This is a genomic window from Burkholderia sp. Ac-20349 (assembly GCF_017104865.1).
In the GTDB taxonomy this organism is placed as follows: domain Bacteria; phylum Pseudomonadota; class Gammaproteobacteria; order Burkholderiales; family Burkholderiaceae; genus Burkholderia; species Burkholderia aenigmatica.
This window is the reverse complement of record NZ_JAAGPM010000028.1, coordinates 17,325-43,184: the sequence shown is the minus strand read 5'-3', so window position 1 is coordinate 43,184 and position 25,860 is coordinate 17,325. Positions and strand designations below refer to the sequence as shown.

19 protein-coding genes are annotated in these 25,860 nt (G+C 65.3%); 7 read left to right on the top strand and 12 right to left on the bottom strand.

What is annotated here, in order from left to right:
* Nucleotides 1-3 precede the first annotated feature (3 nt).
* Both G3N61_RS12640 and G3N61_RS12635 read right to left on the bottom strand, forming a co-directional pair.
* On the bottom strand, nt 4-2,094 hold the full coding sequence (locus G3N61_RS12640) for an EAL domain-containing protein (protein ID WP_241017717.1): 2,091 nt from the start codon (nt 2,092-2,094) through the stop codon (nt 4-6).
* Between the two features lie 779 nt (nt 2,095-2,873).
* A complete protein-coding gene (locus G3N61_RS12635) occupies nt 2,874-4,571 on the bottom strand; it encodes a M4 family metallopeptidase (protein WP_205822559.1) in 1,698 nt (565 codons plus the stop codon).
* A gap of 273 nt (nt 4,572-4,844) precedes the next feature.
* Here G3N61_RS12635 and G3N61_RS12630 point away from each other — a divergent pair, with 273 nt between their 5' ends.
* Nucleotides 4,845-5,003, top strand: coding sequence for a hypothetical protein (locus G3N61_RS12630; protein ID WP_205822558.1), 159 nt, complete (start codon nt 4,845-4,847; stop codon nt 5,001-5,003).
* Nucleotides 5,004-5,259: 256 nt separating this feature from the next.
* Here the strand turns inward: G3N61_RS12630 and G3N61_RS12625 are convergent, their stop codons facing one another.
* Complete coding sequence (locus tag G3N61_RS12625; protein ID WP_241017716.1) at nt 5,260-6,474, bottom strand: MFS transporter; 1,215 nt, start codon at nt 6,472-6,474, stop codon at nt 5,260-5,262.
* A 460-nt stretch (nt 6,475-6,934) separates the two neighbouring features.
* On the opposite strand from G3N61_RS12625, the gene G3N61_RS12620 reads away from it, so the two are divergent.
* Nucleotides 6,935-7,465: a toxin gene (locus G3N61_RS12620; protein WP_089452651.1), complete on the top strand. Its 531-nt coding sequence runs from the start codon at nt 6,935-6,937 to the stop codon at nt 7,463-7,465.
* Nucleotides 7,466-7,483: 18 nt separating this feature from the next.
* Here G3N61_RS12620 and G3N61_RS12615 read toward each other — a convergent pair whose 3' ends face one another.
* The 7 genes from G3N61_RS12615 to G3N61_RS12590 form a co-directional block, all read right to left on the bottom strand.
* Nucleotides 7,484-8,233 (bottom strand): SDR family oxidoreductase, encoded by a 750-nt coding sequence (locus G3N61_RS12615; protein WP_205822557.1) that lies wholly within the window; start codon nt 8,231-8,233, stop codon nt 7,484-7,486.
* 195 nt (nt 8,234-8,428) lie between these two features.
* On the bottom strand, nt 8,429-8,836 hold the full coding sequence (locus tag G3N61_RS12610) for a VOC family protein (RefSeq protein WP_179258790.1): 408 nt from the start codon (nt 8,834-8,836) through the stop codon (nt 8,429-8,431).
* A gap of 209 nt (nt 8,837-9,045) precedes the next feature.
* Entirely contained in the window at nt 9,046-9,540 is a 495-nt protein-coding gene (locus tag G3N61_RS12605) for a hypothetical protein (protein WP_205822556.1), read from the bottom strand.
* A gap of 85 nt (nt 9,541-9,625) precedes the next feature.
* Entirely contained in the window at nt 9,626-10,426 is an 801-nt protein-coding gene (locus tag G3N61_RS12600) for a hypothetical protein (RefSeq protein ID WP_205822555.1), read from the bottom strand.
* A 284-nt stretch (nt 10,427-10,710) separates the two neighbouring features.
* The gene (locus tag G3N61_RS40070; RefSeq protein WP_277405094.1) at nt 10,711-10,842 is read right to left on the bottom strand and encodes a hypothetical protein; all 132 of its coding nucleotides are present in this window, start codon (nt 10,840-10,842) and stop codon (nt 10,711-10,713) included.
* A 529-nt stretch (nt 10,843-11,371) separates the two neighbouring features.
* Complete coding sequence (locus G3N61_RS12595) at nt 11,372-16,447, bottom strand: YadA-like family protein (protein ID WP_205822554.1); 5,076 nt, start codon at nt 16,445-16,447, stop codon at nt 11,372-11,374.
* Between the two features lie 873 nt (nt 16,448-17,320).
* The gene (locus G3N61_RS12590; RefSeq protein ID WP_205822552.1) at nt 17,321-17,587 is read right to left on the bottom strand and encodes a hypothetical protein; all 267 of its coding nucleotides are present in this window, start codon (nt 17,585-17,587) and stop codon (nt 17,321-17,323) included.
* On the opposite strand from G3N61_RS12590, the gene G3N61_RS12585 reads away from it, so the two are divergent.
* Nucleotides 17,582-18,388 (top strand): response regulator, encoded by an 807-nt coding sequence (locus tag G3N61_RS12585; protein WP_043183789.1) that lies wholly within the window; start codon nt 17,582-17,584, stop codon nt 18,386-18,388. The genes G3N61_RS12590 and G3N61_RS12585 overlap by 6 nt on opposite strands.
* A gap of 22 nt (nt 18,389-18,410) precedes the next feature.
* On the opposite strand, the gene G3N61_RS12580 is transcribed toward G3N61_RS12585, so the two are convergent.
* Nucleotides 18,411-20,573 carry a TonB-dependent siderophore receptor gene (locus G3N61_RS12580; RefSeq protein ID WP_205822550.1) on the bottom strand — a complete coding sequence of 721 codons (2,163 nt, stop codon included), beginning with the start codon at nt 20,571-20,573 and terminating at the stop codon, nt 18,411-18,413.
* A 125-nt stretch (nt 20,574-20,698) separates the two neighbouring features.
* Between G3N61_RS12580 and G3N61_RS12575 the strand changes: the two genes are divergently transcribed.
* A complete protein-coding gene (locus G3N61_RS12575) occupies nt 20,699-21,103 on the top strand; it encodes a hypothetical protein (protein ID WP_241017715.1) in 405 nt (134 codons plus the stop codon).
* On the opposite strand, the gene G3N61_RS12570 is transcribed toward G3N61_RS12575, so the two are convergent.
* Entirely contained in the window at nt 21,100-22,125 is a 1,026-nt protein-coding gene (locus G3N61_RS12570) for an AraC family transcriptional regulator (RefSeq protein ID WP_205822548.1), read from the bottom strand. The genes G3N61_RS12575 and G3N61_RS12570 overlap by 4 nt on opposite strands.
* Before the next feature lie 352 nt (nt 22,126-22,477).
* On the opposite strand from G3N61_RS12570, the gene G3N61_RS12565 reads away from it, so the two are divergent.
* From G3N61_RS12565 to G3N61_RS12555, 3 genes are all read left to right on the top strand, one after another.
* Nucleotides 22,478-23,725, top strand: coding sequence for a dienelactone hydrolase family protein (locus tag G3N61_RS12565; protein ID WP_205822546.1), 1,248 nt, complete (start codon nt 22,478-22,480; stop codon nt 23,723-23,725).
* Nucleotides 23,726-23,765: 40 nt separating this feature from the next.
* Entirely contained in the window at nt 23,766-24,554 is a 789-nt protein-coding gene (locus tag G3N61_RS12560; RefSeq protein WP_205822544.1) for an SDR family oxidoreductase, read from the top strand.
* Nucleotides 24,555-24,620: 66 nt separating this feature from the next.
* Entirely contained in the window at nt 24,621-25,859 is a 1,239-nt protein-coding gene (locus G3N61_RS12555) for a styrene monooxygenase/indole monooxygenase family protein (RefSeq protein WP_205822543.1), read from the top strand.
* Nucleotide 25,860: the final 1 nt, after the last annotated feature.

The following is a 25,860-nucleotide window of genomic DNA, read 5'->3' as shown; positions in this document are numbered from 1 at the left end:
CGGTTACCCGCACGGGTCCGGCTCCATATCGGCCTTGACGGCCGATTCAGCCGCGGCAGCCGGCGCACCGGCACGGTTGCCGCCGGTCAGCGCGAGCTGCCCGCTGCCGACGATCTCATTGAGTGGCGCGGGCCTGCCGAGCAGGAAACCCTGCGCTTCGTCGCAGCCTTCGTTCGCCAGCAGCGCCAGCTGGTCGCGCGTTTCGATGCCTTCGGCCAGGATCGGAATGCCCAGGCTCTTGCCGAGCGCGAGCACAGCGCGGATGATCGCGCGATCCTGCGGTTTCGCCTCCGCGTCCGCGACGAACGACTGGTCGAGCTTGATGCGGTCGAACGGGAACGAGCGCAGCGTGTCGAGCGACGAATAGCCGGTACCGAAATCGTCGAGCGCGATGCTCACGCCCAGCGCCTTGATCTGCCGCAGCGTGTCCAGCGCGCGCTCGCGGCCGGCGAAGATCGTCGATTCGGTCAGCTCCAGCTGCAGGCGCGACGCCGGCAGGTCGGTTTCTGCGAGCACGTTGGCCACGAGCGCCGTCAGGTCCGCGTGCATGAACTGCACCGCCGATACGTTCACCGCGACGGCATAGGGCGGCTCCCACGTGGCCGCTCGCGCGCATGCCTCGCGTAGCACCCATTCGCCGATGTCCAGGATCACGCCGTTCTCCTCGGCGAGCGGAATGAACTCGGCGGGCGGAATCGTGCCGAGCGTCGCGTGCTGCCAGCGCAGCAGCGCTTCGTAGCCGCGGATCTCGCCGGTCGTGAGCGAAGTCTGCACCTGGTAGTGAATGCTCAGCTGGTTGTCGGCCACCGCGCGGCGCAGGTCGGCCGCGAGGCTGCGGCGCGCGCGGACGATCAGGTCCATCGCCGGCTCGTAGAAGCAGATCGTTTGCGCGATGCTGCCCTTGGCGCGGTACATCGCGAGGTCCGCGTTGTTGATGAGGATGGCCTGGGTGGCGGCGTCGTCCGGGAAGATCGCAACGCCGAAGCTCGCGCCCGGCACGACCTCGTAGTCGTCCAGCCGGACCGGCTTGTAGAGCGCCGGCTCGAGCCGCTCGAGCAGATCCATCAGGCGCGTGCCGTCGTCCATCCGGCAAAGCGCCGCGAATTCGTCGCCGCCGATGCGCGCGACGAATTCGCCGTCGCGCAGCAGGTTCGTCATGCGCCGCGCGAGGATGCGCAGCACCTCGTCGCCGGCGTGGTGGCCGCGCAGGTCGTTGATTTCCTTGAAGCGGTTCAGGTCGATGCCGATCAGCGCGAGCTTCGTGCCGTGTTCCTGCGCGAGCCCGATTTCGAGGTCCAGCCGTTCGTTGAAGCTGGCCCGGTTCGGCAGGCCGGTCAGCATGTCGCTCAGCGCCAGCCGGCGCAGGTGTTCGAGCGATTCGGCCCGCACGTTGCTGTCGATCACGTAGCTCACGAGCCCCGTGCAGACGATCACGAGCGACATGCCCGCGACCGCCAGCGCCAGCGGACGCAGCGCGCTCATGTCGGTCCAGGTGCCGTCGAGCGTCAGCGGCGTGATGCGTAGCGCGGTCATCCCGGTGAAATGCAGCGCGAGAATCGCGAGCGACAGCACGCCGGCCATCTGGTTGACCGCGTGCGGCGACGGCCGCATCGCGAGGTGCAGCGCGAGCGCCGCGAGCGTCATCGCCAGGAGCACCGACGCGATCAGGTAGCCGACGTCCCACGACACGATGCCCTCGACTCGCCACGCGAGCATGCCGGTGTAGTGCATCAGCACGATCGCCACGCCGACGATCGCGCCGCCGAGCGCGGGCGCGGCCTTGACGGTGCGACAGGTCGTCAGCGCGAAGCCGATCGTGCTGCCGCCGACCGCGATGAACAGCGACACGAGCGTAAGCGGCAGGTTGAAGTGCACGGGCGCGCCGGCGTCGAAGCCGAGCATCGCGATGAAGTGCGTACACCAGATCGCCACGCCGGCCGAAATGGCCGTCAGCACCTGCCAGCCGAGCCGCTGCGTGCCGGACGTGTTCACCGTGCGCTGGAACAGGCGCGCGGTGACCCACGAGCCGGATCCGCACAACAGTGCAGCAAGCAATACCAGCCAGTGATTGTGCCGATAAACGATGCACCCCAAAACTGTCGCCAAAACCTTCCTTCCCCTATCCGTCGCATGGGCTGATGCTGTTCCCGATCGAAGCCGCGAGGCGATGCCGCTTCGATCGGGCGCGCCTTCCAGATATCGGCATGTGATGAATAAACTGAACGCCGCGCGACTGCGCGCAAACGATTTCCTGGAAGATATTTTTTGTGGAAAAAGTGCCGGAACGCGGCTGGATGGGACATCGACGGATCGGCTGAGGGCTTGCCGCTCGCCCGGGTGGTGTAGGCGATGGGGCGTGCGGCGGAGTTCCGCCTTGGTTTACCGTCAGCTTTTGGGGGGCATCGCGAATGACCGGGAAGCGCGACGCGGATCTTGAAGAAGATGTGTTTCTCGTCGCAACGCCAGCGCCCTGCTGCTTCTCTTCCGAACTTCTACGCCGAGTGACGGCAAATCAATGAAACATGCGACGTCTGAATCCCGGGATGAGATTGATGACGGCGGCGAATTTGGCATGCCCGTGCTTCGGCGCATCATCGACCGATTCCGGATAAGCGCGACCGGTAATGGGCGCGCATCGGCGCGCGGATGGCTGCCGGCGCGACCGTGTCGGCATGCAGCGCCGATGAACGGGATAAGTGGCGGACGTAATGAAAGCAGCGTTCCAAAGGTCGACCGCCTGCAATCGCAGGCGGTCGATCCACATCTGCCCGTCATTCGCCTGAATATCGCGTGGCCTCGATCGGCACGCCTTGCTCCGACACGAAATACCGCCACGCGATCATCAAGCGCTCAACGCACTCACACCGACGCGATCAATTCACCCCGACCGCACTCCACGCGCGAGCGACCGTTGCGCTTTCGGCCGAGTTCACGCCGTACAGGTCGTTCGCCGCCTGGATCGATGCACGTCGTGCGTTCGGGTAGCTGGAGTTGGCGTTCAGATACACGGTCAGCGTCCGGTACCAGATCTTGCCGGCCTTTTCGCGGCCCAGGCCGCTGAAGGTCGTGTCGCCGTTGCAGACCAGTTGCGCCTTCGTCAGACCGGTATCGGTCGACGGCACCGTCGGGCCTTCCGCCAGCAGGTAGAACAGGCGGTTGCCGACGCCCGACGTGAAATGCGGATCGTGGCGTGGATTCGACCACGAGAATCCGCCGGACGGGTAACAGCTGAACGACCGGCCATCGAGATCCTGCTTGTACATCTTGCGCAGGCCGCCGCTCACCACGCGCGCACCGATCACGTAGTTGCCGGGATCGTTTGGATTGTTGGCGTAGTACTTCACGAGCGTGCCGAAGATGTCCGACGTCGACTCGTTCAGGCCACCGGCGTCGCCCGAATAGTTCAGGTTGGCCGTGGCCTCGGTCACGCCGTGGCTCATCTCGTGCCCGGCGACGTCGACCGACACGACAGGTTTCGGCAGGCTGGTGCCGGGTTGGCCGTCACCGTACACCATCACGTGCGACGAGAGCCATGCCGCGTTCGCGCCGGTCGTGCCGCTGCCGGTATTGAATACAACGTGTGCATAGCTCTTCACACCGCGGCCGTCGTTGAAGATGCCGTTGCGGTTGTGCGCCGTCTTGTAGTAGTCCCAAGTGAGCGCGAGCCCATAATCGATGTCGGCGGCGACCGTCTGCCGGTCGGTGGTCGTGTTGTTGCCCCACACGTTCGTGCTGCTCGTGAAGATCGGCAGGTCGGTCGCCTGCTCGACGTCGTCCGAGGTCAGGCCGCGGCCGTCGTAGACCGAGCCGGCGCCACGACTCGGATCGAGCATCCGGTACGCGTTCATGCCCGTCTGGTCCGTGGTGAGCGTCAGGTCGCCGTAGTACAGCGAGCGGCCGGTGCCGGTCGCGGCGGCGGTCTTGATCAGGTCCTGTGCGTCGAGCACGGTGCCGGTGCGCGCGTCGACGTAGTACAGCACCGCATCGCCGTGCGCATCGGTTGCCTTGCCGTATACACGCACGGCGTAGGCCAGCGTCGGGTTGACGTCGCGTGCGAACACGACAAGTTCCGCGTCATCGACGCGGCGCACGTCCGAGTTGAACCGCGCGGCCGCGATGCGCTTGACCCTGGCCGCACCGATGTCGGGTGCGTTGCGTACCACGGAGCGGTTTCCGACCTTGCCGATCGTGCCGGAGAGATTGATCGGCGCGAGCTGGGTCACGCTCGCCTGCTTCAACTGCCCCTTGCTCGAATGGACGACAACGTCGCCGCCGATTACCGGCAGCCCCGCGTAAAAGCGGTCGAAACGCACGTGCTCGGTGCCGTCGGGATCGACGATCACGTCGCGTACCTGGAACTGATCGCCGTCCGTCGGCGCGCCGGCCTGTGGCCCCGCGAACTTCAACGTGCGGGCTGCGCCACCGACTGCGAGACTGAAGGCGGACGGGTTCTGCTGGATCAGTTGCAGTGCCTTGTCAACCGTGGCCGACTGGTCGCCGGCTTGGGCAAAAGCACTGAGACTCGCGACGGTAATCGCGGTGATGGACAGCAGACGAGACAGTTTCTTCATGTAATCCCCCGGGTTATAAGTGGGTGATGTTCGAGGAATGCATCAACGTCAGACTTTCAAGACATGTCACGAACAGCAGAGGGATCCTAGAAGGTCATTTTTATAATTACAAGATATTTTCTATCTGATTAATTTTTACCTTCATCGAAGTTAATCGAGTCATGTTTTGGTGATGAATTTGAAATGATCTCGTCGGCTGAGGTGGCGGAATCGGCAGCCTTGCATTGGCTGGATTTGCGGGGCGAGCCCCGTGCTACCTAGGGGAGGCAGCGTGTGACGCGGGTCGATCAGGACGGACGATGTGAAACCGGAGTAAAGCGGCAGATGCTATTTGCTTTATTAAATATTGATTTTGATTGTTGCCATTCCGGGCGCGTCAGTGCGATTTTTCTCGGCGATACGATTCGCGCTTTTGACGGCGATACCTTTTAATTCGTAGTGAAAGCAGGACGACCGACGCACGAGATAATGCTTTCTACGAATCTCTCGCTTGAGCGGCGCGGCGCAACTCATCGCATGTACGCGTCACCCTTTCTCCTGCATCGGAAGGCCCGCGCTCGGACACCGGCTGCGCACGGTTCTGACCACCTGTCGCGCTTGTCGTACGTGAAGCGGATGTACCGTGGCGCGCAGCTATTTCCGACGGAGACGCATGCGGTCGACGAACCCTCCGTCGACGATCGGCCGCCTACCCGCCCCTCACCTTCAACCGCACCACCAGCCACGTCAGCGCGCCCAGCACGAACACGGCGAGCGTCCACGTGCCGCCATGGTGCTGCAGCACCGCGGCTGTCGCGGCGACACCCGCCAGTCCTTGCTGCAGGAAGCCGCACAAGGCCATCGCATGCGCGCCATGGTCGTGCGCATCGCTGACGGCGGTGGCCATGCTGTTCGGAAACAGCACGGCCTGGCCGAAAATCGCCAGGCAATACAGCGCGATGAAGATCCACAGGCCGGTAAAGTGGGTCAGCAGGCCGCCGTGCCACGACGCCAGCATCAACGTGGTTGCCAACGCAACCAGCGCGGCGCCGCCATGCATCAGCCGCACGCCGCCGAGCCGTCTCACGAGGCGATTGACCAGCATCGCGCCGCTGAAATAGGCGACGCCGAGCAACAGGCCGATACTGCCGAAGCTCGTTACGGCCAGCTTGAAATGCTCCTGGAACACGAACGGACTCACTTCCTGCAAGGTCACGGTCGTCGCGAACCCCAACCCGCCTGCGCAGGCTGGCCACAGGAAGCCCGGGCGCCGCAGCAGGATCCAGTACGTGCCGGCCATGCCCGACGTGACCGCGGTGCGGCTCCCCGCCTTCAACGGCAACATGGACGAGAGACCGATCGCCAGCGCGGCGATGACGGCCATCAGCACGAAACCCGTTTGCCAATGACTGTATCGGCCGATCAGCCCGCCGACGAACTGGCCGCCGCCCAGCGCCGTGATGAAGGCGATCGACAACACGGAGAGCCGTCGCGCCAGTTCGTCACCGCGCCAGTTGTCGCGGACGATGATTCTGGCGATGATCGCTGCGCCGCCGCCCCCGATGCCCTGGATGGCGCGCAACGCGAGCAGTGCCGGTGCAACCGTGCAGCTGGCGAGCAACAGGCTGCTGGCGACGAACAACAGCAGCGAAATCAACAGCGGGCCACGCCTGCCCCAGCGTTCCGCAGCGGCGCCCCAGAATGGCACCGGCAGCGCCGCGCCGATCACATAGGCGGAGATGGAGAATTCGGCGCCGCCTTGCGTCATCTTCAATTCGCGCATGACGACAGGCAGCGACGGCAAGTACACGGTCGTCGCCATTTGCGCCATGAAGACGATCAGGCACGCCAGCGCCATCAGGGGAACAGTCGACGCGGCAGGTTCGCACGGCGCGCCGGCGGCAAGAACGGGTTTGTCGCTCATGCGCGGTCCCGATCCGATCGAGATGCGCACGCCGTCTTTACCCATTCGCGCACACATCGCGGGATCCTGTCGCACGCGCCGCCCGCTTGCATGCTCTCCCGCACCCCGAGTTCGGTCGCCATCGTTTCTCTCTTTCGCTCTTGTTGACGTTCGTTGCGGCCGTGTGCTGCCCGACCCTCGCGCGAGATTGTACAAAACGCGGAACGTGCCTGCACGAGACCCCACGCCTGTCGTGGCCGTCGCAACGGCGAACCTCCGGGAGCGGTGTCGGAACGATGTCTCTTGCAACCGGTTCCGGGGAAATTGGAACCTGTCCGGAACGGCATGCGCCAATGCATCGAGGCCCCGGGACGCGCATGACGACCCGTGTGCCAGTTGCCTGAACCCGATCGAAGACCCAGCATCGCATCGGCGCATGAGGCACAATACCCGGCTTCCAAAATCAACCGCGGCCAAACCCATGCGCTTCATCGTCGTTGGAACCAGCGGAGCGGGGAAATCCACCTTTTCGAGCGCATTGGCCACGGCAGCAGGCTGCCCGTACGTCGAGCTGGATCGACTCTACTGGGGCCCGGGCTGGACAGCCGTGCCGCCGGAACAGTTCGAGAACGCCGTGCAGGCGGCGACAGCCGGCGACCGATGGGTCGCCGACGGGAACTACAGCGCCGTGCGCGACCTGCTCTGGTCGAGAGCCACGCACGTGATCTGGCTCAACTTCGGGCGTCGGACCGTATTCTCCCGGGTGCTGTGGCGCACGTTGAGCCGCGGGCTCATGCGCACCGAGCTTTCGCACGGCAACCGTGAGTCGCTGCGGATGGCATTTTCCCGAGAGTCGGTGCTGCTGTGGTCGTACACCACGTTCGCGAAGAACCGTGTCAAGTTCGCCGCCCTGCGCGACGACCCGAAATACGCGCATTTGCACTGGACGGAAATCACCGAGCCTTCGCGCACCCGCGCGGTCATCGCCATGCTGGCCCGCGCGGGCAGTTGAGCTTGCCCCAACGGGGCATCACTTCACCGCCGCATTGCCGCCGTCGGCGAACAGGGCCGAGCCGGTCACGAAACTGGCCATCGGGCTCGCCAGAAACAGCGCCGCGGACGCGATCTCGTCGGGGCGGGCGATGCGCTTCATCGCGTGGAGCCCGGCCGCCCATTCCTTCTGCTCCCGGTCTCCCCCCATCGCGGTATCCACCCCGCCCGGCAACAGTGCGTTTGCCCGAATGCCCCGTGCCGCGTAGTCCGCGGTGATGCCCTTCACCAATCCCATCAAGCCGGCCTTGGACGCGCCATACGCGGCCATCCCGGGAAGCCCGACGCTGGTTCCGACGAAGCTGGACGTGAAGACGATCGAACCGCCCCCGCGTTCGAGCATCGCGGGAATCTGGTTGCTTGCGCCCAGGAAGGCCGCCGTCAGATTGATGGACAGCGTGTGCTGCCAGTCGTCGAGCGAGAGGTCCGCGAGCGGCTTGAGCGGTCCGACCGTCCCCGCGTTGTTGATCGCGATGTCGAGGCCGCCGAACTCGCGCAGGGCCGTCGCAACGAGCCTTCGATGCGTATCGGCGTGCCCGACGTCACCGGCGCATGCGCACGCCTGCCCGCCCTGACGACGGATCTCGTCGGCAACCTGATTCAGCGTGGCTTCGTTTCGCGCGCCCAATACGACTGACGCACCGTGCTCTGCGAACATCAACGCGATCGCGCGGCCGATGCCGGCAGAAGCGCCGGTGACGATGGCGACTTTCCCTTCGAGTAAGGTCATTTTTTTCACATCCCGTGAGTGAGGTTCGTCACGGCAATGTAGGTGACCGCACGCAGGCGGACACTCCGTTTCTTGCTTTTCAAGTCCTGCTCGACGGCAAATCGCGCGGTGGGTTGCGGGTGGCGCGGATCGGCCCTGTCGCGCACTGCAGCGATCTGCACTGGACGGAAATCGCCAGGCCTTCGCGTACCCGCATCAGTCGTCGAACGTGCCGCGATATTCCGGCGCAGCATCCGCACGCGTGTTCAGTTCGAACATCACGCCGCCCGGTGCGCGGCAGAAGAAACGCGAACCGCGCCCGTTGTTGAAGACGTCCGTCACCATCTCGACGCCCTCTTCCCTGAAGCGCTCGAACAACGCGCGAACGGCATCGAGGCTCGGCAGCTCGAACCCGACGTGGAAATTCGTCGGCCATGCCGGCACGTCGTCGCTGACGTGGTCGATCACCACGTCGAAGCCCGCGCGCTTGAGGATCCAGGATTTTTCCCAGCTTCCCGCGATCGTGAAGCCGAGGTGCCGCTCGAAGAAGCGGGCCGTCGCCAGCGTGTCGGCCGACGGGAAGCTCAGGTGATTGAGCTTCATGGTTTGCGTAGTGGCAGTCATTGCGAGTCTCTGTCGTGCGTCGATCGGCGGAGGCACCATGCCGTTCCGCCCGACGAATTCAGAATACGAGCCGACGCACACATTCGACAACTCGCATTGGACGCCTGCTTCGACCGGGCGCGAACCCGCGTGGCACCGCGGGCCGGGGCGCGGATGCGATCGCCGCGGATCGCGCTACTCGCATTCGGCCGCGATTCGCCGCAACGACATCATTTCCGGCACCCGCCCACCTCCACCTTCGTGATGATGTCGGCATGGTTGGTCTTGATGGTGATCATGCACACATAATCGAGGACGGTTTCGTGGCCGTAATACCCGGTGGCTTCATAGTCGTCCTGGTACAGCGGGATCTCCGCCACGCCATTTCCTGCGGGATTCACCCCGGCAACATGACTGCCGACGTACCGGCTGCCGGTCTGGACGAACGTCAGGTTCGGGCTCACGTGAACCCGCGACGTGTCCCAAAAGTAGTTCCCGGTATAGCTTGCCGACTCCGGCGACTGCCCTAGCGGCGGCTGATTGATGAACGGACGGCCGAACGCCTTGAACGCCACCGATATCGGCTGTCCGACCATGGCTTTGGCCGCCTTCTGAACCGGGCCGGGATACAGGGTCGCGCACACCGGGCTGGAATCCAGGACGGAGCAGACATTCGCGCAACCGGCAACGAACGGGATCGCCGCACACGCCCACACCATCGACATACTGTTTCTCGAGATAGACATCGCCATTCGATCCTCCCCGTGCACAAGTGGAACCCTCGTTGGACGCGACCTGCCGCGCGCCGCCCTACGTCTTCGCCGCTTCGTAAACCCTCGTCTTTGGATTGAACCTGTATTCGACGACGTCCGCGGCGCCATAAGTCTTCTTCCGACCGGCGTTGTCGACGCCCGTCCCCTTCATCGCGACACGAAGGCGCGGCCAATCGCGACCGTCGGTCGACAGGAAGGTCAGGGTCGACGAGCCGGCCACACACGGGATGTGATTGCCGGTACCGTCGGCATCGCACGCTGCGCCGTTGTCGTCGCCGCGAAACACGTTGCCGGCATAGGTCCAGTCGGTATCGTCAGGATTACTTGACGCACTGGTGCGCTGATAGACGAACATGCTGAACGACTTGATCCGGGTACCGGAAGCCAGATGCCAGGTCGGGACCGCCAGCACGATCTGCCCGTCCGGCGTTGTCGTGCTCACGGCGGGTTCCTTGTCGTCGATCGTGTCGGCCTTCTCATAGCCGCCAAACTCGCCGATGGAGCGCTCCGACTCGACCATGTTCCAGCCGGCCACGCCACCGTCCGTGGTCCATTCGAAGGTGGCCTCGGTGATCGTCACCCGGGCATCGGGCGCCGGGGCGGCGGTTTTCTCCTGTTCGGCATACTTGTTCGGCGTGTCGTAAGCGAAGCCGGTGAAGTAGTGGTTGCCGTTCAGATCGAACGCGTAGCCATACCAGTACGACGCCTGGCTTCCGTTGGCGATCTCCATCATGTCCTCGCCGTGCGCGTCCTTCTGGTAAATGCCCTCGAGCACCTGGCCGGGCCTCGGCGGCACGGGTGCCGGGCGCTTCTCGCTGCCCTCGCCTTGCGCGGCCACGTCCTGCGTCGCCGACGCAGCGGCCGATTGCGCATTCGATGCCGTATCCGCATGCCCGGATTTATCCCCGCATGCCGCGACCACAAGCGAAACGACGGACAGCCACGCAAACTTCCCGATCATGTGCCTTTACCCCTGTATGCGGTCCCGTGATGCGTCTTTGATGTGACCCGATGCGATCTCACGGGATGCATTAACTGATATTGCTGTTCGATACCGATTGCCCGGCCGACCGATTCAAGCGCCGGGCCGTGTTGAACAAATGGAGCGGATTGTCTGGGCGTTCAGCGCCGCCGGGCGGCGTAACCGGCGGGAAAAGCGAAGGCCATGAAGGCTGGCGCTGCATAGGCAGGCAGCCGAATTTGACGCGGCAACGCGAAGCGCTGCTCGGGAAGCATCTTGTTGACGGGTTTCATCGTTTTCGTTTGTCGTTGTCGGCGCCAATACGGGATTGGAAGACGTGCTCGGACACGCTCAACGCGGGTTGCGTTGCACCAGTCGACGATTATCACCACTATCGGCAAATAAATCATCCATCGACGGCATTCGCGGGCGTTGTTTCTCGCAGAGAAATGTCGACCGCATTTGACGATAACGCGTGAAATGCGCTGGCACTTGGCACCGGCAAACGCTTGCTTTCATACGACTGACACAATCTGCCGGGTCGCAAATCTTGCTCACCGATTGGGCGCAGCCGGTTGCCCGGATCGATGTCGGCATCCTGCCGATGCCATTTTTCCGGTGTTTGTCGCGTGAGACTCGGGCGTGAGGCAAGCGATATCGCGTGCCGGACACGCCCGGCGCAGCCCTGTCGATCGTCGCGACGCCTCAAGCGCCGATGGCCCGGGGTCGACAGACAGACCCCGGGCCCCGGATTTCCCGCCGGTGCCGGGCATCACAACCGCTGCCCGGCACCATTGGTCGATCGATACTGCGCGAACGACGTCAGAACTGGTAACCGGCACCCACCACCGCGCCGAAGTCCGAACGCGTGTTGCCCGTCACCGACGCCTTGACGACCCAGCGGTTGCTTTCCGTCACGTACGAGTACCCGGCGGCGAAACCCTGCTGGCCGTGATAGTTCGACGTCGCCGCCGAGACCATCGAGCGGCCCGCGCCCGTCGGTTGCGGCAGGCCGGCGACGGCCATTGCCGATGCCACGCCGCCGTACATGTCCTTCTTCAGGTCGTTGAACGAGTTGTACACCTGGCCGATGCGCTGGTCGGTGTAGCCCTTCGCCTGCGTCGTGGCGGTCGACAGGTTGTCGTTCAACTGCTGCACGTTCACCGCGTCGGTCGGCGCCGTGCCGGCCGCGACGTTCGTGACCTGACGTTCGCTGCCCTTCGCACCGACCGAGAACGAATTGTCGCGATCGGCGACGGAGCCCTGGCCGACTGCTACCGCGTTCTTGCCGGTTGCGGTTGCCGTCGACCCGATCGAACCCGCATCGGCACGCGTGATCCACGTGGTATTCGCATCGGTCGCCGCCGCGCGGATCTGGTCGTTGGCCGCCGCGTTCTTCAGCGCGTTGTTGAACTGGCCCATGTTGACCGCGTCGTTGTCCTTCACGCCCGCCGCGACCCCGGTCAGCACGCGGTCGCCCGCCGTGCCGGAGAAGTTCACGCTGGTGCCGCCGGAGTCCTTCCCGACCGTGATCGCGCCATTCGGATCCTGCTGCTGCACAAGGCCGGCCTTGCCGTTCGCGATGTTGGTGACGTTCCCCTGCAGGTTCGTGATATCGGTCGTGTTCTTCGCGACCTGCTGGTTGGTTGCGTAGAGCTGCGAGCCGTTCACCGCGTCCGTGCTGGTTGCGCTGAGCGTGCCGGCCTGCACGTTGGTGATGCGCGTGCCACCGGCGCCGCCGAGGGTGATCGAGCTCTTCGAGCTGTCGTCGTACTGCACCGCGAGCGCGCCGAGCTGGTTGAGATTCGACTGCACGCTCTTCAGCTGCTTCACGTTCACCGCGTCCGTATCGTCGGTGCCCGCGGCGACGTTCTTCAGCACGACCGCCGCATTCGTGTCGCCGCCGATGAGCGATACCGAATTCAACCGGTTGCCGTTCGCGTCGACATCGTACTTGACGACGTTCTTCACCGCCTCGCCCGCCTGATTGGACACCTGCGTGATCTGCTGTTCGAGCGACGATTTCACGCCCGACAACTGGCCGCCGTTCACCGCATCCGTGCTGCCAGCGGCGACGTTGCCGTCGGCCACGTTGGTCAGCTTCGTCGGGGCGCCACCGCGCGCCGCGTTGTATGCGCCTGCCTTCGGGTCGAACTGCAGCGCGTCCTGCTGCAGCCCGGCGATCGCGGCCGTGTTGCCGGCGATGTTCGTTTCGGCAGTGTCGATACGCGTTTCGTGATTCTGGAGCGTCGTCGTGTTGCTGCCGACGCGGGTGTCGAGGTTGGTAAGCGCGTCGCCGACATTGTTGAACGAGCCGCCACCGACTTTATAGTCCGGCGCGCTGATCGTGCCGTCCGGTTTCGCGGTCGCACCGCCGCCCAGTGCAGCCGCCGTACCGTCGGTCGCGCGGCGCAGCTGCGCGCCGTTCACCGCGTCCGTGCTGCCGGCCGCGACGTTGCCTTCCGCGACGTTGGTCAGGCGCACCGGGCTCCCGCCGTTGCCGGCGCCGAGCGAAACCTGTTTCTTGTTCGCGTCGTCGTACTTCACGGCGAGCGCATCGAGCTGGCTCGTGCCGTCCTGGATCGCCGCATTCAACTGGTCGACGTTGACTGCGTCCGTGCCGTTCTTGCCGGCCGCGACATTGCCGATGCGTTGCGGACCGTTGCCGCCGTGGCTCGCATCATATGCGCCGAGGTTCGCGTTCCACAGCAGCGCGTCCTGCTGGAGCGCAGCGATGTTGCCCGTATTCGTCGTCACCTGGTTGCCGAGCGTGGTCACGCTGTTGCCGACATTCGTGATCGACTGATTCAGCGTGTCGGTTGCCTTGCCGAGCTGGCCGACATTCACCGCGTCGCTCACGGCAGTGCCGTCCGCCACGTTGTGCACGCCGACCGGCGACTGTGCACCCTTGCCGCCGAGCGTGACACCGCTGTGTGCGTCATCGTCGTACTGCACGGCATTCTTCGTCGCGTTGCCGATCTGGTTGGTGATCGACGTGCTCAGGTTGCCGAGTGTCGTATTGATGTTGCTCGTTACGCTCGTGCTGAGCGACGACAGGCCACCGTTCAACTGCCCGACGTTCACCGCGTCGGTATTCGCGACACCGGCTGCGACGTTGTGCAGCGTCGTGCCGTTCGTGCCGGCGAACGTCACCGAGTCGAATCCGCTCTGGCCGTCGTACTTCACGTTGCGGGCGTCGGCCGCCTGCAGGTTGGTGATACTGGTGGTTGCCGTGCTCAGCGATGCGTTGATGCCGGTGACGTTGCTCTGCAGGTTCGTGATGTTCGACGCTGCCGTCGAGATCGACGATTGCAACGGTGCGACGGTGCCCGTCAGCTGGCCGACGTTGACCGCATCGGTATTGGCGACGCCGGCCGCGACGTTGCCGATGCGTTGCGGGCCGTTGCCGCCGTGGCTCGCATCGTACGCACCGAGGTTCGCATTCCACAGCAGCGCATCCTGCTGAAGCGCAGCGATGTTGCCCGTATTCGTCGTCACCTGGTTGCCGAGCGTCGTCACGCTGTTGCTGACGGTCGTGATCGACTGATTCAGCGAGTCGGCTGTCTTGCCGAGCTGGCCGACATTCACCGCGTCGCTCGCGGCAACGCCGTCCGCCACGTTGTGCACACCGACTGGCGACTGTGCCCCCTTGCCGCCGAGCGTCACGCCACTGTGTGCGTCATCGTCGTACTGCACGGCATTCTTCGTCGCGTTGCCAATCTGGTTGGTGATCGACGTGCTCAGGTTGCCGAGCGTCGTATTGATGTTGCTCGTTACGCTCGTGCTGAGCGACGACAGGCCACCGTTCAACTGCCCGACGTTCACCGCGTCGGTATTCGCGACACCCGCCGCGACGTTGTGCAGCGTCGTGCCGTTCGTGCCGGCGAACGTCACCGAGTCGAATCCGCTCTGGCCGTCGTACTTCACGTTGCGGGCGTCGGCCGCCTGCAGGTTGCTGATATTCGTGGTCGCCGTGCTCAGCGATGTGTTGATGCCGGTGACGTTGCTCTGCAGGTTCGTGATGTTCGACGCCGCCGTCGAGATCGACGATTGCAACGGCGCGACGGTGCCCGTCAGCTGACCGACGTTGACCGCATCGGTATTGGCGACGCCGGCCGCGACATTGCCGATGCGCTGCGGGCCGTTGCCGCCGTGGCTCGCATCATATGCGCCGAGGTTCGCGTTCCACAGCAGCGCGTCCTGCTGGAGCGCAGCGATGTTGCCCGTATTCGTCGTCACCTGGTTGCCGACATTCGTAATCGACTGATTCAGCGTGTCGGTTGCCTTGCCGAGCTGGCCGACGTTCACCGCGTCGCTCGCGGCAATGCCATCCGCCACGTTGTGCACGCCGACCGGCGACTGTGCCCCCTTGCCGCCCAGCGTGACGCCGCTGTGTGCGTCATCGTCGTACTGCACGGCGTTCTTCGTCGCGTTGCCGATCTGGTTGGTGACCGACGTGCTCAGGTTGCCGAGCGTCGTGCTGAGGTTGTTCGTCACGCTCGTGCTGAGCGACGACAGGCCACCGTTCAACTGCCCGACGTTCACCGCGTCGGTGTTCGCGACACCTGCTGCGACGTTGTGCAGCGTCGTGCCGTTCGTGCCGGCGAACGTCACCGAGTCGAATCCGCTCTGGCCGTCGTACTTCACGTTACGGGCGTCGGCCGCCTGCAGGTTGGTGATGCTGGTGGTCGCCGTGCTCAGCGATGTGTTGATGCCGGTAACGCTGGTCTGCAGGTTCGTGATGTTCGACGCTGCCGTCGAGATCGACGTCTGCAACGGTGCGACGGTGCCCTTCAACTGACCCACGTTGACCGCATCGGTGTCGGCGACGCCGGTCGCGACACCGCCGATCTTGGTGCCGTTGCTGCCGTCGAGCGCGATCGCTGCGTGCGAATCGTCGGTGTATTTCACGACGTTCTTCGTCGCCGTCACGATGCTGGTGCTGAGGCTGTTGCCCACGTTGGTCACGCGCTGGTCGACGTTCGAGATCGTGGTCGACAGCGAATTGCCAACCGACGTCACACGCGCGTCGACGGTGGCAATGCTCGTGCTGAGCGTGCCGTTCACGTTCTTCAGCTGCTGGACGTTGACGGCGTCCGTATCGGCCGCGCCCGCCGCGACGTTCTTGAGCTGGCGCTCCTTGCCGACCGCGCCGAACGATACCGCGCCGCCGACCGGCGCGGCCGTGCCGCCGAACACCGGCGTGCCGCCGTTGTTCGCGCCGGTGCTGCCCGAGCCGATCGCCACCTGGTTGTTGTCGTTCGTCTGCGCGCCCGCACCGATTGCCACGGATTGCGTGCCGCCGGCGCGCGTTTGGGTGGCCGCGTCATATGTCGCGCCGGCCGACACGCCGTCGCTCGTCGTCGGGTTGGCGCCGCCGATCGCCACCGAACGATCGCCGCTCGCCAGCGCCGAGTGGCCGAGCGCGATCGAGCTCGTGCCGTGCGCATCGGCGACGTTGCCGAGCGCCATCGAGTAGTCGCCGACCGCGGCCGACTGGCGGCCGATGGCGAGCGCCGTATTCCCTTGCGCGACGGCGACCGTGCCGATCGCCGTGGCCGAGTTCGCCAGCGCCTGCGCACCGACGCCGACCGCAATCGCGCCGCCGCTGGTGGTACCGCTCTTGCTGGCCGCATTCGACTGGTCGCCGATCGCGATCCCGCTGGCATTCGCCTTGGCGTTCGTTCCCATCGTGACGTTGTTGGTGCTCACCGCCGCGTAGCTCCCGCTCTTGGTCGACACGCACTGCGGGTTGGTCCCGTCGATGCACTGACCGCTCAGCGCGTTGTCCGGGTTGCCGCGGTCGACGAAATTGTCCGCCTGCGCGGCGCCCGCGATCAGGACACCTGCCCCCGTGAACATGGCGGCGGCCAGCGCCGAAATCTGCTTCCTCTTCATGGTCTTCTGCTCCGTTTTTAGCGTTTGGTTTGAATACGGACTACTTACTTTTATTGAAGGCTTCAGCTGCGATTGCGATTACGACTTCAGTGCGGAACCCGATTCCCGTGCCGGCCCGAGCGTGTCGAAGGCGACACGTATCGTCCGCCCGTGGCGACGGGACGTTCGAAAGCCCGGGCACGCCGTTCGTGTTACGGCCCGTTCCGTTAATCCGGCTAATGCATTAGGAATGCATATTGGTTTGTATGGACGAATTCGCCCAGCGACTGAATCCGGAGATTCAACCCGCCGTTATGGATACCCCTGATTTGATGTCGCGCCGACCGCGACCCACCCCGCTTCTTTTATTTCATCCGCGGCAACCGGATTTTCGCCTGCACGCAACGAACCTGCGTTCGGATACACATCAATTGATGCCCCGGATCCGAATCGCACAACGTCCGTCACAACCCGCCGCGCCTTGCGTTACCTTGTGCAACCCTGCATTCAAAGTTCGGACGAATTATGAGACACGATCTAAAATTATTGAAGGCGACATTCTTTATAGATTGTAAAATTCAATATATTCAACGCGTTACATTAACATTTTCCGTCTCGCAAACGATTTACAGCCGCCGGATTTAATCGAAATGTTTTGCTGAGCGGACAAATACTTTGCTGAAGCGGATTAAAGATAAATGCCGGAAAAAGTTTTTATGCAAAATCCGCTGGACTACGTGATTGCGCATGGGACGAGAATGGGAATGGCGGAAATGGACAGAGATCCCCTCCCGTTCCACGCAGCAAGCGCACGCCTCGACGCGCATTGAAAAACCCGAAAGACGGAATGAGCCGAATTGAGTCGATGGTTCTGGTCAGAATTGAAATAACCCCCTACAATGCGGCCCGCATCGATACCGGCAGCCACACTTTTTTCAGGGGACGACGACGGTAATGCTCCGCGTCTTTACCGGAGCAGCGATCAAAACAACCCATGCCGGGTATTCCACCGACGGGTTGTGGGTCGCGTAGTTGGACGAAATCCGAATACCGATGCACTTGAGCGTCGCCATAGAGCGGCTTCCGACGATTATTTCGAACCGGGCCGGCCACCCGCAGGAACGCAGCCAGCAGCCATTCCAGAACAGGTGCACGATGCATCCATCGATCTCCGCATTGGGCGACGTCCATATCCTGATCGTCGACGATCAGCCCGACCAGCTTCGCTTGCTGATCGACATCCTGCGCGACACGGGGTGCCGGATCAGCATTGCATCCGACGGGGCGCAAGCGTGCCAGCGTGCGCAGGCGCTCATGCCGGACCTGATCCTGATGGATGTCCGCATGCCGCGCATGGACGGCTTCACTGCGTGCCGGCTGCTTGCCGCCGATCCGCAGACGTGCGCGATTCCGGTCATCTTCCTGACCGTGGCCGGTGCCTTGCACGAACGCCTCGAGGGGTTCGAAATCGGCTGCGTCGACTATGTCGTCAAGCCGTTCGAGCCGGCCGAAGTGCTCGCGCGGATTCGCGTGCAGCTCGCGCGGGCGAAGCGCGCCCGGCCCGTCGACACGGAAAGCCCGTTCGTGGCCGGCAAGGAAGACGACATCATCGTGCGCGCGGCGATCCGCCACCTCGCGCGAACGCTGAACGATCCGCCGACGGTGGAGCAACTGGCCCGCGCGGTCGGCACCCATGAAAAACGGCTGTCGCGCGCGTTTCGCGACAATCTCGGCCAGACGGTGTTCGAGTATCTGCGGCACGAGCGGCTGCGGATCGCGCAGGATCTGCTGGATTCGACGTCGCTCAGCATTGCCAGCATCGCGCAGGAAATCGGTTTTTCCACGCCGGCGAATTTCGCGACCGCATTCCGCGAACGTTTCGGCCTCACGCCGACCGAGTGGCGGCGCCAGCGCCACGCCGGCGAACGTGCCGTGCGGCGGGAACCGCAACGCGACGCTTGAGACGCGTTTCGCGCATTCGCGATTACCAGTTGTATTTCGCGCTGGCCAGCACGGTTCGCTCGTTGCCGAACACGCAGACGGCGTACGACTGGCAGCCGCTGACATAGCGCCGGTCGAACAGGTTCGCGACGTTCAGCGCGAACCGCCAGTGCGACATCTCGTAGTGCAACGCCAGATCGACCAGCGTCACGCTCGGCACGGTCAGCGAGTTGTCGGGCGCGCCGGCCGACGCGCTCTGGTAGCGCACGCCGCCGCCGATCCCGACGCCCGACAGTGCGCCCGTGCGCCAGGTCCAGTCGGCCCACATCGACGCCATCTGCCGTGGCAGCGGCACGGCCACCGGCCAGTGGTTCAGCGACGCGTCGTTCGCCTGCACGTTCTTGACGTCCTGATAGACATACGACGCGACGACCGACAGCTCGCGCGTGACTTTGCCGACCGCGCTCAGCTCGATCCCGCGTGAGCGCACCTTGCCGGTCTGCACGGACGTCGTGCCGGTCGGGTCGAGCTGCACCGGTGTCGGCGTCACGACGTTGGTCTGGTCGATCTGGTAGATGGCCGCACTCAGCATCAGGTTCCGGCCGGGCGGCTGCCAGCGCAGCCCGGCTTCCGTCTGCGTGCCGCGCGTAGGTTCAGGCAGGCCGCCGCCAAACATCCGCACGCCGATGACGGGATCGAACGACGTCGAATAGCTGACGTACGGCGACAGTCCGGCGTCCCCCTGATAGGTCAGGCCGACGCGCCCGGAGAACGCACTGACGTCCTGCCGCGCCTGCGTGCCGGCCGTCCGGTCGTCGAACCGCGCATTGACGAAGTCCTCGCGGCCGCCGAGCGTCAGCGTCCAGCGCTTCCAGCGGATCTGGTCCTGCGCGTACACGCCGAACGCGTTCATCGCCGTGTACTGGTCGACGTGGCCGAGCGACGTCGGGCCGGAGAAGATCGCAGCCGTGACGGGCCGGTAGACGGGTTGGTACAGGTTGAGCGACGGCGCCAGCGCGAGCCACGCGCTGTGGGTCGTGGTCTGCCGGTCGTATTGCAAGCCGAGCAAGAGCGTATGGTCGAGCGGCCCCGTGCCGAAGCGCGCCTGCGCGTAATGGTCGATATCGAGCCGGCTGTAGTTGAGCTGGAACAGCCCCGCGAAACGGATCATGTTGGTGGTGCTGCGGGGCACGAGGCCGTTGCCGAACACCGTCGCGTCGTCGAGCGACAGGTGCGACCAGCGCACGTCCTGGTGCAGCGACCAGATTGCATTCACGCGGTGCGCCAGCGTGTAGCCGAGCGACCACTGCTTCTTCCGGTAGTCGTTGAAGGCGGGGTCGCCCATGTAGATGTCCTGCGACAGGCGGCCGTTCGGGTTCGGCAACACCGTGCCCGACGCGGGCAGGAAGTTCGACGAGATATCGCCGCTGTCCTGCAGGAACGTCGCCGAGAGCGTCAGCGACGTGTCGGCGTTCGGCCGCCATCGGAACGACGGCGCCAGTGCGACACGCCGGTCGCCGTTCGGGCCGGTCACCGCGTTGCCGTCGCGCGCCACGCCGACGAAGCGATACGCATATCGGCCGTCCGGATCGAGCGCGTCGCCGACATCGACCATGAATTGCTTGCGCGCGTCATTGCCGATCTGCACGCCGGCTTCGCGGACGCGTTCGCCGTCGGCGAGCTTCGTGTGTGCGTCGACGATCGCGCCGGGCTCGCCCGCGCCGTACAGCACCGACGTCGGCCCGCGCAGCACGGCGATCGAGTCGATCGTGTACGGGTCGACGCGCCAGTTCGCGATCACGGCGGTGTTCGGCGCGGCCACGCCGTCGACGTACAGCGTCGGCGTGAAACCGCGCAATGCCGCATACCAGTCGGTGCGGCTGTCGGCGCCGAACGTCGCGAATCCCGGCACGTAGCGCAGCGCCTGGTTCAGATCGGTCGCGCCGGTCATCTCGATCTGCTGCGCGGTCACGAGATTGATCGTTTGCGGGATCTCCGCCACCGGCGTGTCGGTCTTCGTGCCGGCCGTGGTGCGCCGCCCGACGAGCCCGCTCGACGCGCCGTCGGCCTTCCCTGTCACATCGATCTCCGGCAGCGCGGCCGCCGCCGATGCCTGCGCATGCGCGCCGCCCGCAGCCGCCACGTACAACGCGCCCCCGGCTGCGATCGCCCTCGCGCGTCGCGCCGCCCCCGTCCCCGCTACCATCGTTCTGTGCTCCGTCGTGCTGCTGGCCGATTCGAGCCGATCGCGGCGCGACGCACCGCCGGCGCCCGCCCTGTGTTGTCGTGCTTGCGATACGGGTGGCGCGCGAGTCGGCATGCGCTGGCCCCGTGGTGCCGTTCGCGAGCGCAGCGATCATACCGGGCGAACGTGGCGCGGTCTTCAAAAAAGTGCGCGCGCGGGTCAAGCCGGCATCCGGCACGTGGGGGGGTTGGTTCGGGATCGATCCCGATCGGGAAAACGACGGCGCGATCGGCCGCCTGGCGAACCTCGTCATCGAGGCCGTCGGGCATCCCGCAAGCTTCGCGGCACTCACGCCGGTCAGGCAAAACCTGTTTCCGTGGACGTTCCGCGATGAACTGCGCCGGGTCGAGTCGTCCTGCGCGCGCTTTCACGACGATCATCGCACCGCGCCGCCCGTTCATCGAATGGCGGCTCGGCGGGGGTGTGACGGCAGTCTGGAACGTGCCGCTGCCGTCGGCGATCCGCGGGCGGGCTGCCGCCTGCGACGCTAACCGCGCACGCGCCGCATCCTGAGCGTCGCCGAAGGCGATTCCCCGAACGCCCGCTTGTACTCGATCGCGAACCGCCCGAGGTGCGCGAAGCCCCATTTCAGCGCGATGTCCGTCACCGATGCGAGCCCCGGCGACGCGTCGGCCAGCAGTTCCTCGCGCACATGTTGCAGACGCAACTGCCGCACGAAGCCCATCGGCGTGATCCCGTGGCGATGGCGAAAGCCGGCGAACAGCGTGCTCGGGCTGACGCCGGCGAGTTCGGCGAGCCGTTCGATCGTCAGCGGCTCGTCGAGATGCGCGCGGATGTAGTCCTCGACGCGCCGCACGTAGAACGGCGCGAGCGCCACCGGCAGGTGCCGCGTGCCGTTGCGCGCGCTGTTCGGGTGGCCATGCAGCAGCAGGTTGAGCAGCGTCGATTCGAGCTGCTCGAAGGCGAGTGGGTGACGCAGCGGATGCGCGTCCGTCGCGATCGCGCCGGCGAGGATCGGCAGCATCTGCGCGAGGCACGTCCCCTGCGACGATGACAGGCTGAATTCCGGTTCGAATTCGACCGGCGCGCGCCGGTCGTCGCCGAAATGCCGCTGCGCGTGGCGCTCCATCACTTCGCGCTCGATGCGCAGAATGACTTGCGGGCACGCATCGCCCCAGCGCATCTTCAGCGACAGCGTCGGCGAGATCAACGACGCGGTGCCCGGCGACGACACGAAACTCGCCGCGCCGCACTCGATCTCCGCGTCACCGCGCAGCGGGATCTGCAACAGGAAGAAGTGTTCCAGCGGCCCGGGCTCGATGCTGACGCCACCGCCGTAATCGAGCAGGTTCAACGACAGGTTGCCCCAGCGCGCATGATGCATGCAGCTGCGCAGCGCGCGCGATTCGCCGGTCGGCGTGAGCCGGTGCGGCTTGAACACGTCGGCGACGCGCGCACGAACCTCGTCGACATCGTTGGACTGCAGCAGCAGGTTGTCGTGATTGAAACAGGCGGCGTCGGCCAGCCAGCCTGTTTCGGAAAATTGCGCCATCGATGTTCTCCCGTCATGCTCGATTGCACTCGCGCCGTGCATGCGTTCCCGGTATGGGGGCATCCGCCGCACGATCCGGATAGCGCCCGGAGTATCCGGACAGTCCGGCCGCCAAAGCACGCAAGTCCCGCGCAAACGACGCAAGAAGCGGACCGTTCGCGCATCGTAGAAAACTGTGCGGGACTTCCGCATCCGCACATACCCGCAGTTGGCCGTGCGCCTGCCCACGCGCGGCGGCCGGACCGTCAGGTTTCCGGAATTCGCGGATACCGGCCGAAGAAAGCGGATAGAAGTGCCCATTTCGTCCGCCAATACTGGGCTCGTCGCAGCAATGAAACGAATGGAGGGACACATGAAAGGACGTCACATCGAGATTCCGTCGCCGGATGGCGGCACGTTTCGCGCGTACCTGAGCACGCCGGCCGGCGGCACGGGGCCGGGCATCGTGCTGTGCCACGAGATCTTCGGCGCGAACGCGACGATGCGTGAGGTGGCCGACTACTACGCGGAGGAAGGCTATACGGTGCTCGTGCCCGACCTGTTCTGGCGCCAGGCGCCGGGCATCGAACTCGGTTATGCGGCCGCCGACGTCGAGCGCGCGATGGCCCTTTACCGCGAATACGACGAGAACAAGGGCGTCGAGGACGTCGGTGCCGCGCTTGACGCACTCAAGCAGTTGCCGGCATGCACGGGCGAAGCCGGCGTGCTCGGCTACTGCCTCGGCGGCAAGCTCGCGTATCTCGCCGCGTGCCGGCTGCCCGGCGTGGCCGCGGCGGTCAGCTACTACGGCGTGGGCATCGAACACACGCTGGACGAGGCGGCGCACCTGCGCGGCCGGCTCGTGCTGCAGATTGCGGGGCAGGACCGCTTCTGCCCGCCCGATGCGCAGCAGCGCATTGCCGCAGCGCTGTCCGGGCGCGACGGCGTCGACGTGTACGTGTATCCGGGCGTCGATCACGCGTTCGCGCGCGTCGGCGGCGATCATTTCGACCCGGCCGCCGCGGTGATGGCCCACCAGCGCGCGATCGCCGCATTCCGTGCCGCGCTCGGTCCGCATTACGACCTGTCCACGCTGTGGGAAGCGCATCTCAAGCACGAGTTCGACACGCGCAACGTCGACGCGACGATGGCGACGATGGTCGCCGAGCCCTACGTCAACCATATTCCGACGCTGACGGGCGGCGTCGGCTACGACGAGCTCAAGCGCTTCTACACGCATCACTTCGTGCATGCGAATCCGCCCGACACGTCGATCACGCCGATCTCGCGCACGATCGGCGCGAGCCAGATCGTCGACGAACTGCTGTTCTGCTTCACGCACACCACCGAGATCGACTGGATGCTGCCGGGTGTCGCGCCGACCGGCAAGCGCGTCGAGATTCCGCTCGTCGCGATCGTCAAGTTTCGCGGCGACAAGCTCTATCACGAGCACATCTACTGGGACCAGGCCAGCGTGCTCGTGCAGATCGGGCTGCTCGATCCGGACGGCCTGCCGGTCGCGGGCGTCGAAACGGCCCGCAAGCTGCTCGACGTAACCGTGCCGTCGAACGGCCTGATGCGCCGCTGGCAGGACAGCGCGCCGCCGACGGATGCGCATTGACGCAGCCCTTCCCTCACACAACCATGTTCGGAGACACCCCATGACTGCCCTTGCTGGCAAAGTCGCGATCGTCACCGGCGGCGCCACGCTGATCGGCGCCGCGGTCGCGCAGGACCTGAGCCGCGCCGGTGCGTGCGTCGCGATCCTCGATCTCGATGCTGAGAACGGCACGCGCGTCGCCGATTCGCTCGGCGAACGGGCGATGTTCGTCGCGCTCGACATCACCGACGATCGTGCGATCGAGCGTGCGATATCGGCCATCGTCGAACGGTTCGGTGCGATCGACGTGCTCGTCAACCTCGCGTGCAGCTACGTCGACAACGGCATCCAGGCGACCCGCAACGACTGGCTCGCCGCGATGGACGTCAACGTCGTGTCGGCGGCGATGCTCGCCAAGGCCGTGCATCCGCACATGATCCGGCGCGGCGGCGGCGCGATCGTGAACTTCAGCTCGATCTCGGCCCGGTGCGCGCAGACCGGCCGCTGGCTGTACCCGACGTCGAAGGCGGCGATCCGCCAGCTCACGCGCAGCATGGCGATGGATCTCGCGCCCGATCGCATTCGCGTCAACTCGGTGTCGCCGGGATGGACGTGGTCGCGCGTGATGGACGAGCTGACGCACGGCGACCGGGCGAAGACCGATCGCGTCGCCGCGCCGTTCCACCTGCTCGGCCGCGTCGGCGATCCGTCCGAGGTCGCGCAGGTCGTGACGTTCCTGTGCAGCGACGCAGCGAGCTTCGTCACGGGCGCCGACTACGCGGTGGACGGCGGCTATTCCGCGATGGGCCCCGAACAGGCGGTGCCGGCCATTCCGCGCCTCGCGGAATAACCAATCGTCGCCACCGCTTCCCGCACTATCACGCCAGCCGGCATCCGGCCAACCAAGGACATTCCCATGAGACGCATCGCTATCGTCGGCGCCGGCCAGTCCGGCCTGCAACTCGCCTTCGCCCTGCTCGACCAGGGCTACCACGTCACGCTCGCGACCAATCGCGACGCCGAACAGATCCGCACCGGCAAGGTCATGTCGAGCCAGTGCATGTTCCACACGTCATTGCAGATCGAGCGCGACCTCGGCCTGAACACGTGGGAGGAAGCGTGCCCGTCCGTCGAAGGCATCGGCATCGCGGTGCCGCATCCGGACGGCAACGGCCGCAAGGTGCTCGACTGGTCGTCGCGGCTGACCCGCTATGCGCAGTCGGTCGACCAGCGCGTGAAAATGGCCGACTGGCTCGATGGCGTGCGGCGCCGTGGTGCGGACGTGCGCATCGGCGACATCGGCGTGCCCGAGCTCGAGGAACTGACGCGCAGCCACGACCTCGTGCTGCTCGCGGCCGGCAAGGGCGAGATCGTCAACCTGCTCGGCCGCGACGACGCGCGCAGTGCGTTCGACCGCCCGCAACGCGCGCTGGCCCTCACCTATGTGAAAGGGATGACGCCGAGCCAGCCGTATTCGCGGGTGCGCTTCAACCTGCTGCCAGGCATCGGCGAGTATTTCGTGTTCCCCGCGCTGACCACGACGGGCCCGTGCGAAATCATGGTGTTCGAAGGCATTCCGGGCGGCCCGCTCGACTGCTGGGCCGACGTGAAGACGCCCGAGCAGCATCTGGACCGCAGCCTGTCGTTCCTGCAGCACTACGTGCCGTGGGAATTCGAGCGCTGCCGCGACGTCGAGCTCACCGATCCGAACGGCACGCTGGCCGGACGTTTCGCGCCGACGGTGCGCAAGCCGTTCTTCCGGCTGCCGTCGGGCCGCACGGTGTTCGGGATGGCCGATGCGGTGGTCGTCAACGATCCGATCACCGGCCAGGGATCGAACAATGCCGCGAAATGCGCGAAGGCCTATTTCGACGCGATCGTCGCGCGCGATGCCGCACCGTTCGGCGAAGACTGGATGCAGCAGACGTTCGAAGGCTACTGGGCCTATGCGCAGCATGTCGTGCGCTGGACCAACTCGCTGCTCACCCCGCCACCGCCGCACATCCTCGAACTGCTCGGCGCGGCCGGTCAGTTGCCCTCGCTCGCCGCGGCGATCGTCGACGGCTTCGACGATCCGCGCCGGTTCTCGCCGTGGTGGTTCGAGCCGTCGGCCTGCGCGGCGATGATCCGCGAACACAGCCTGCGTGCGGAGTAAC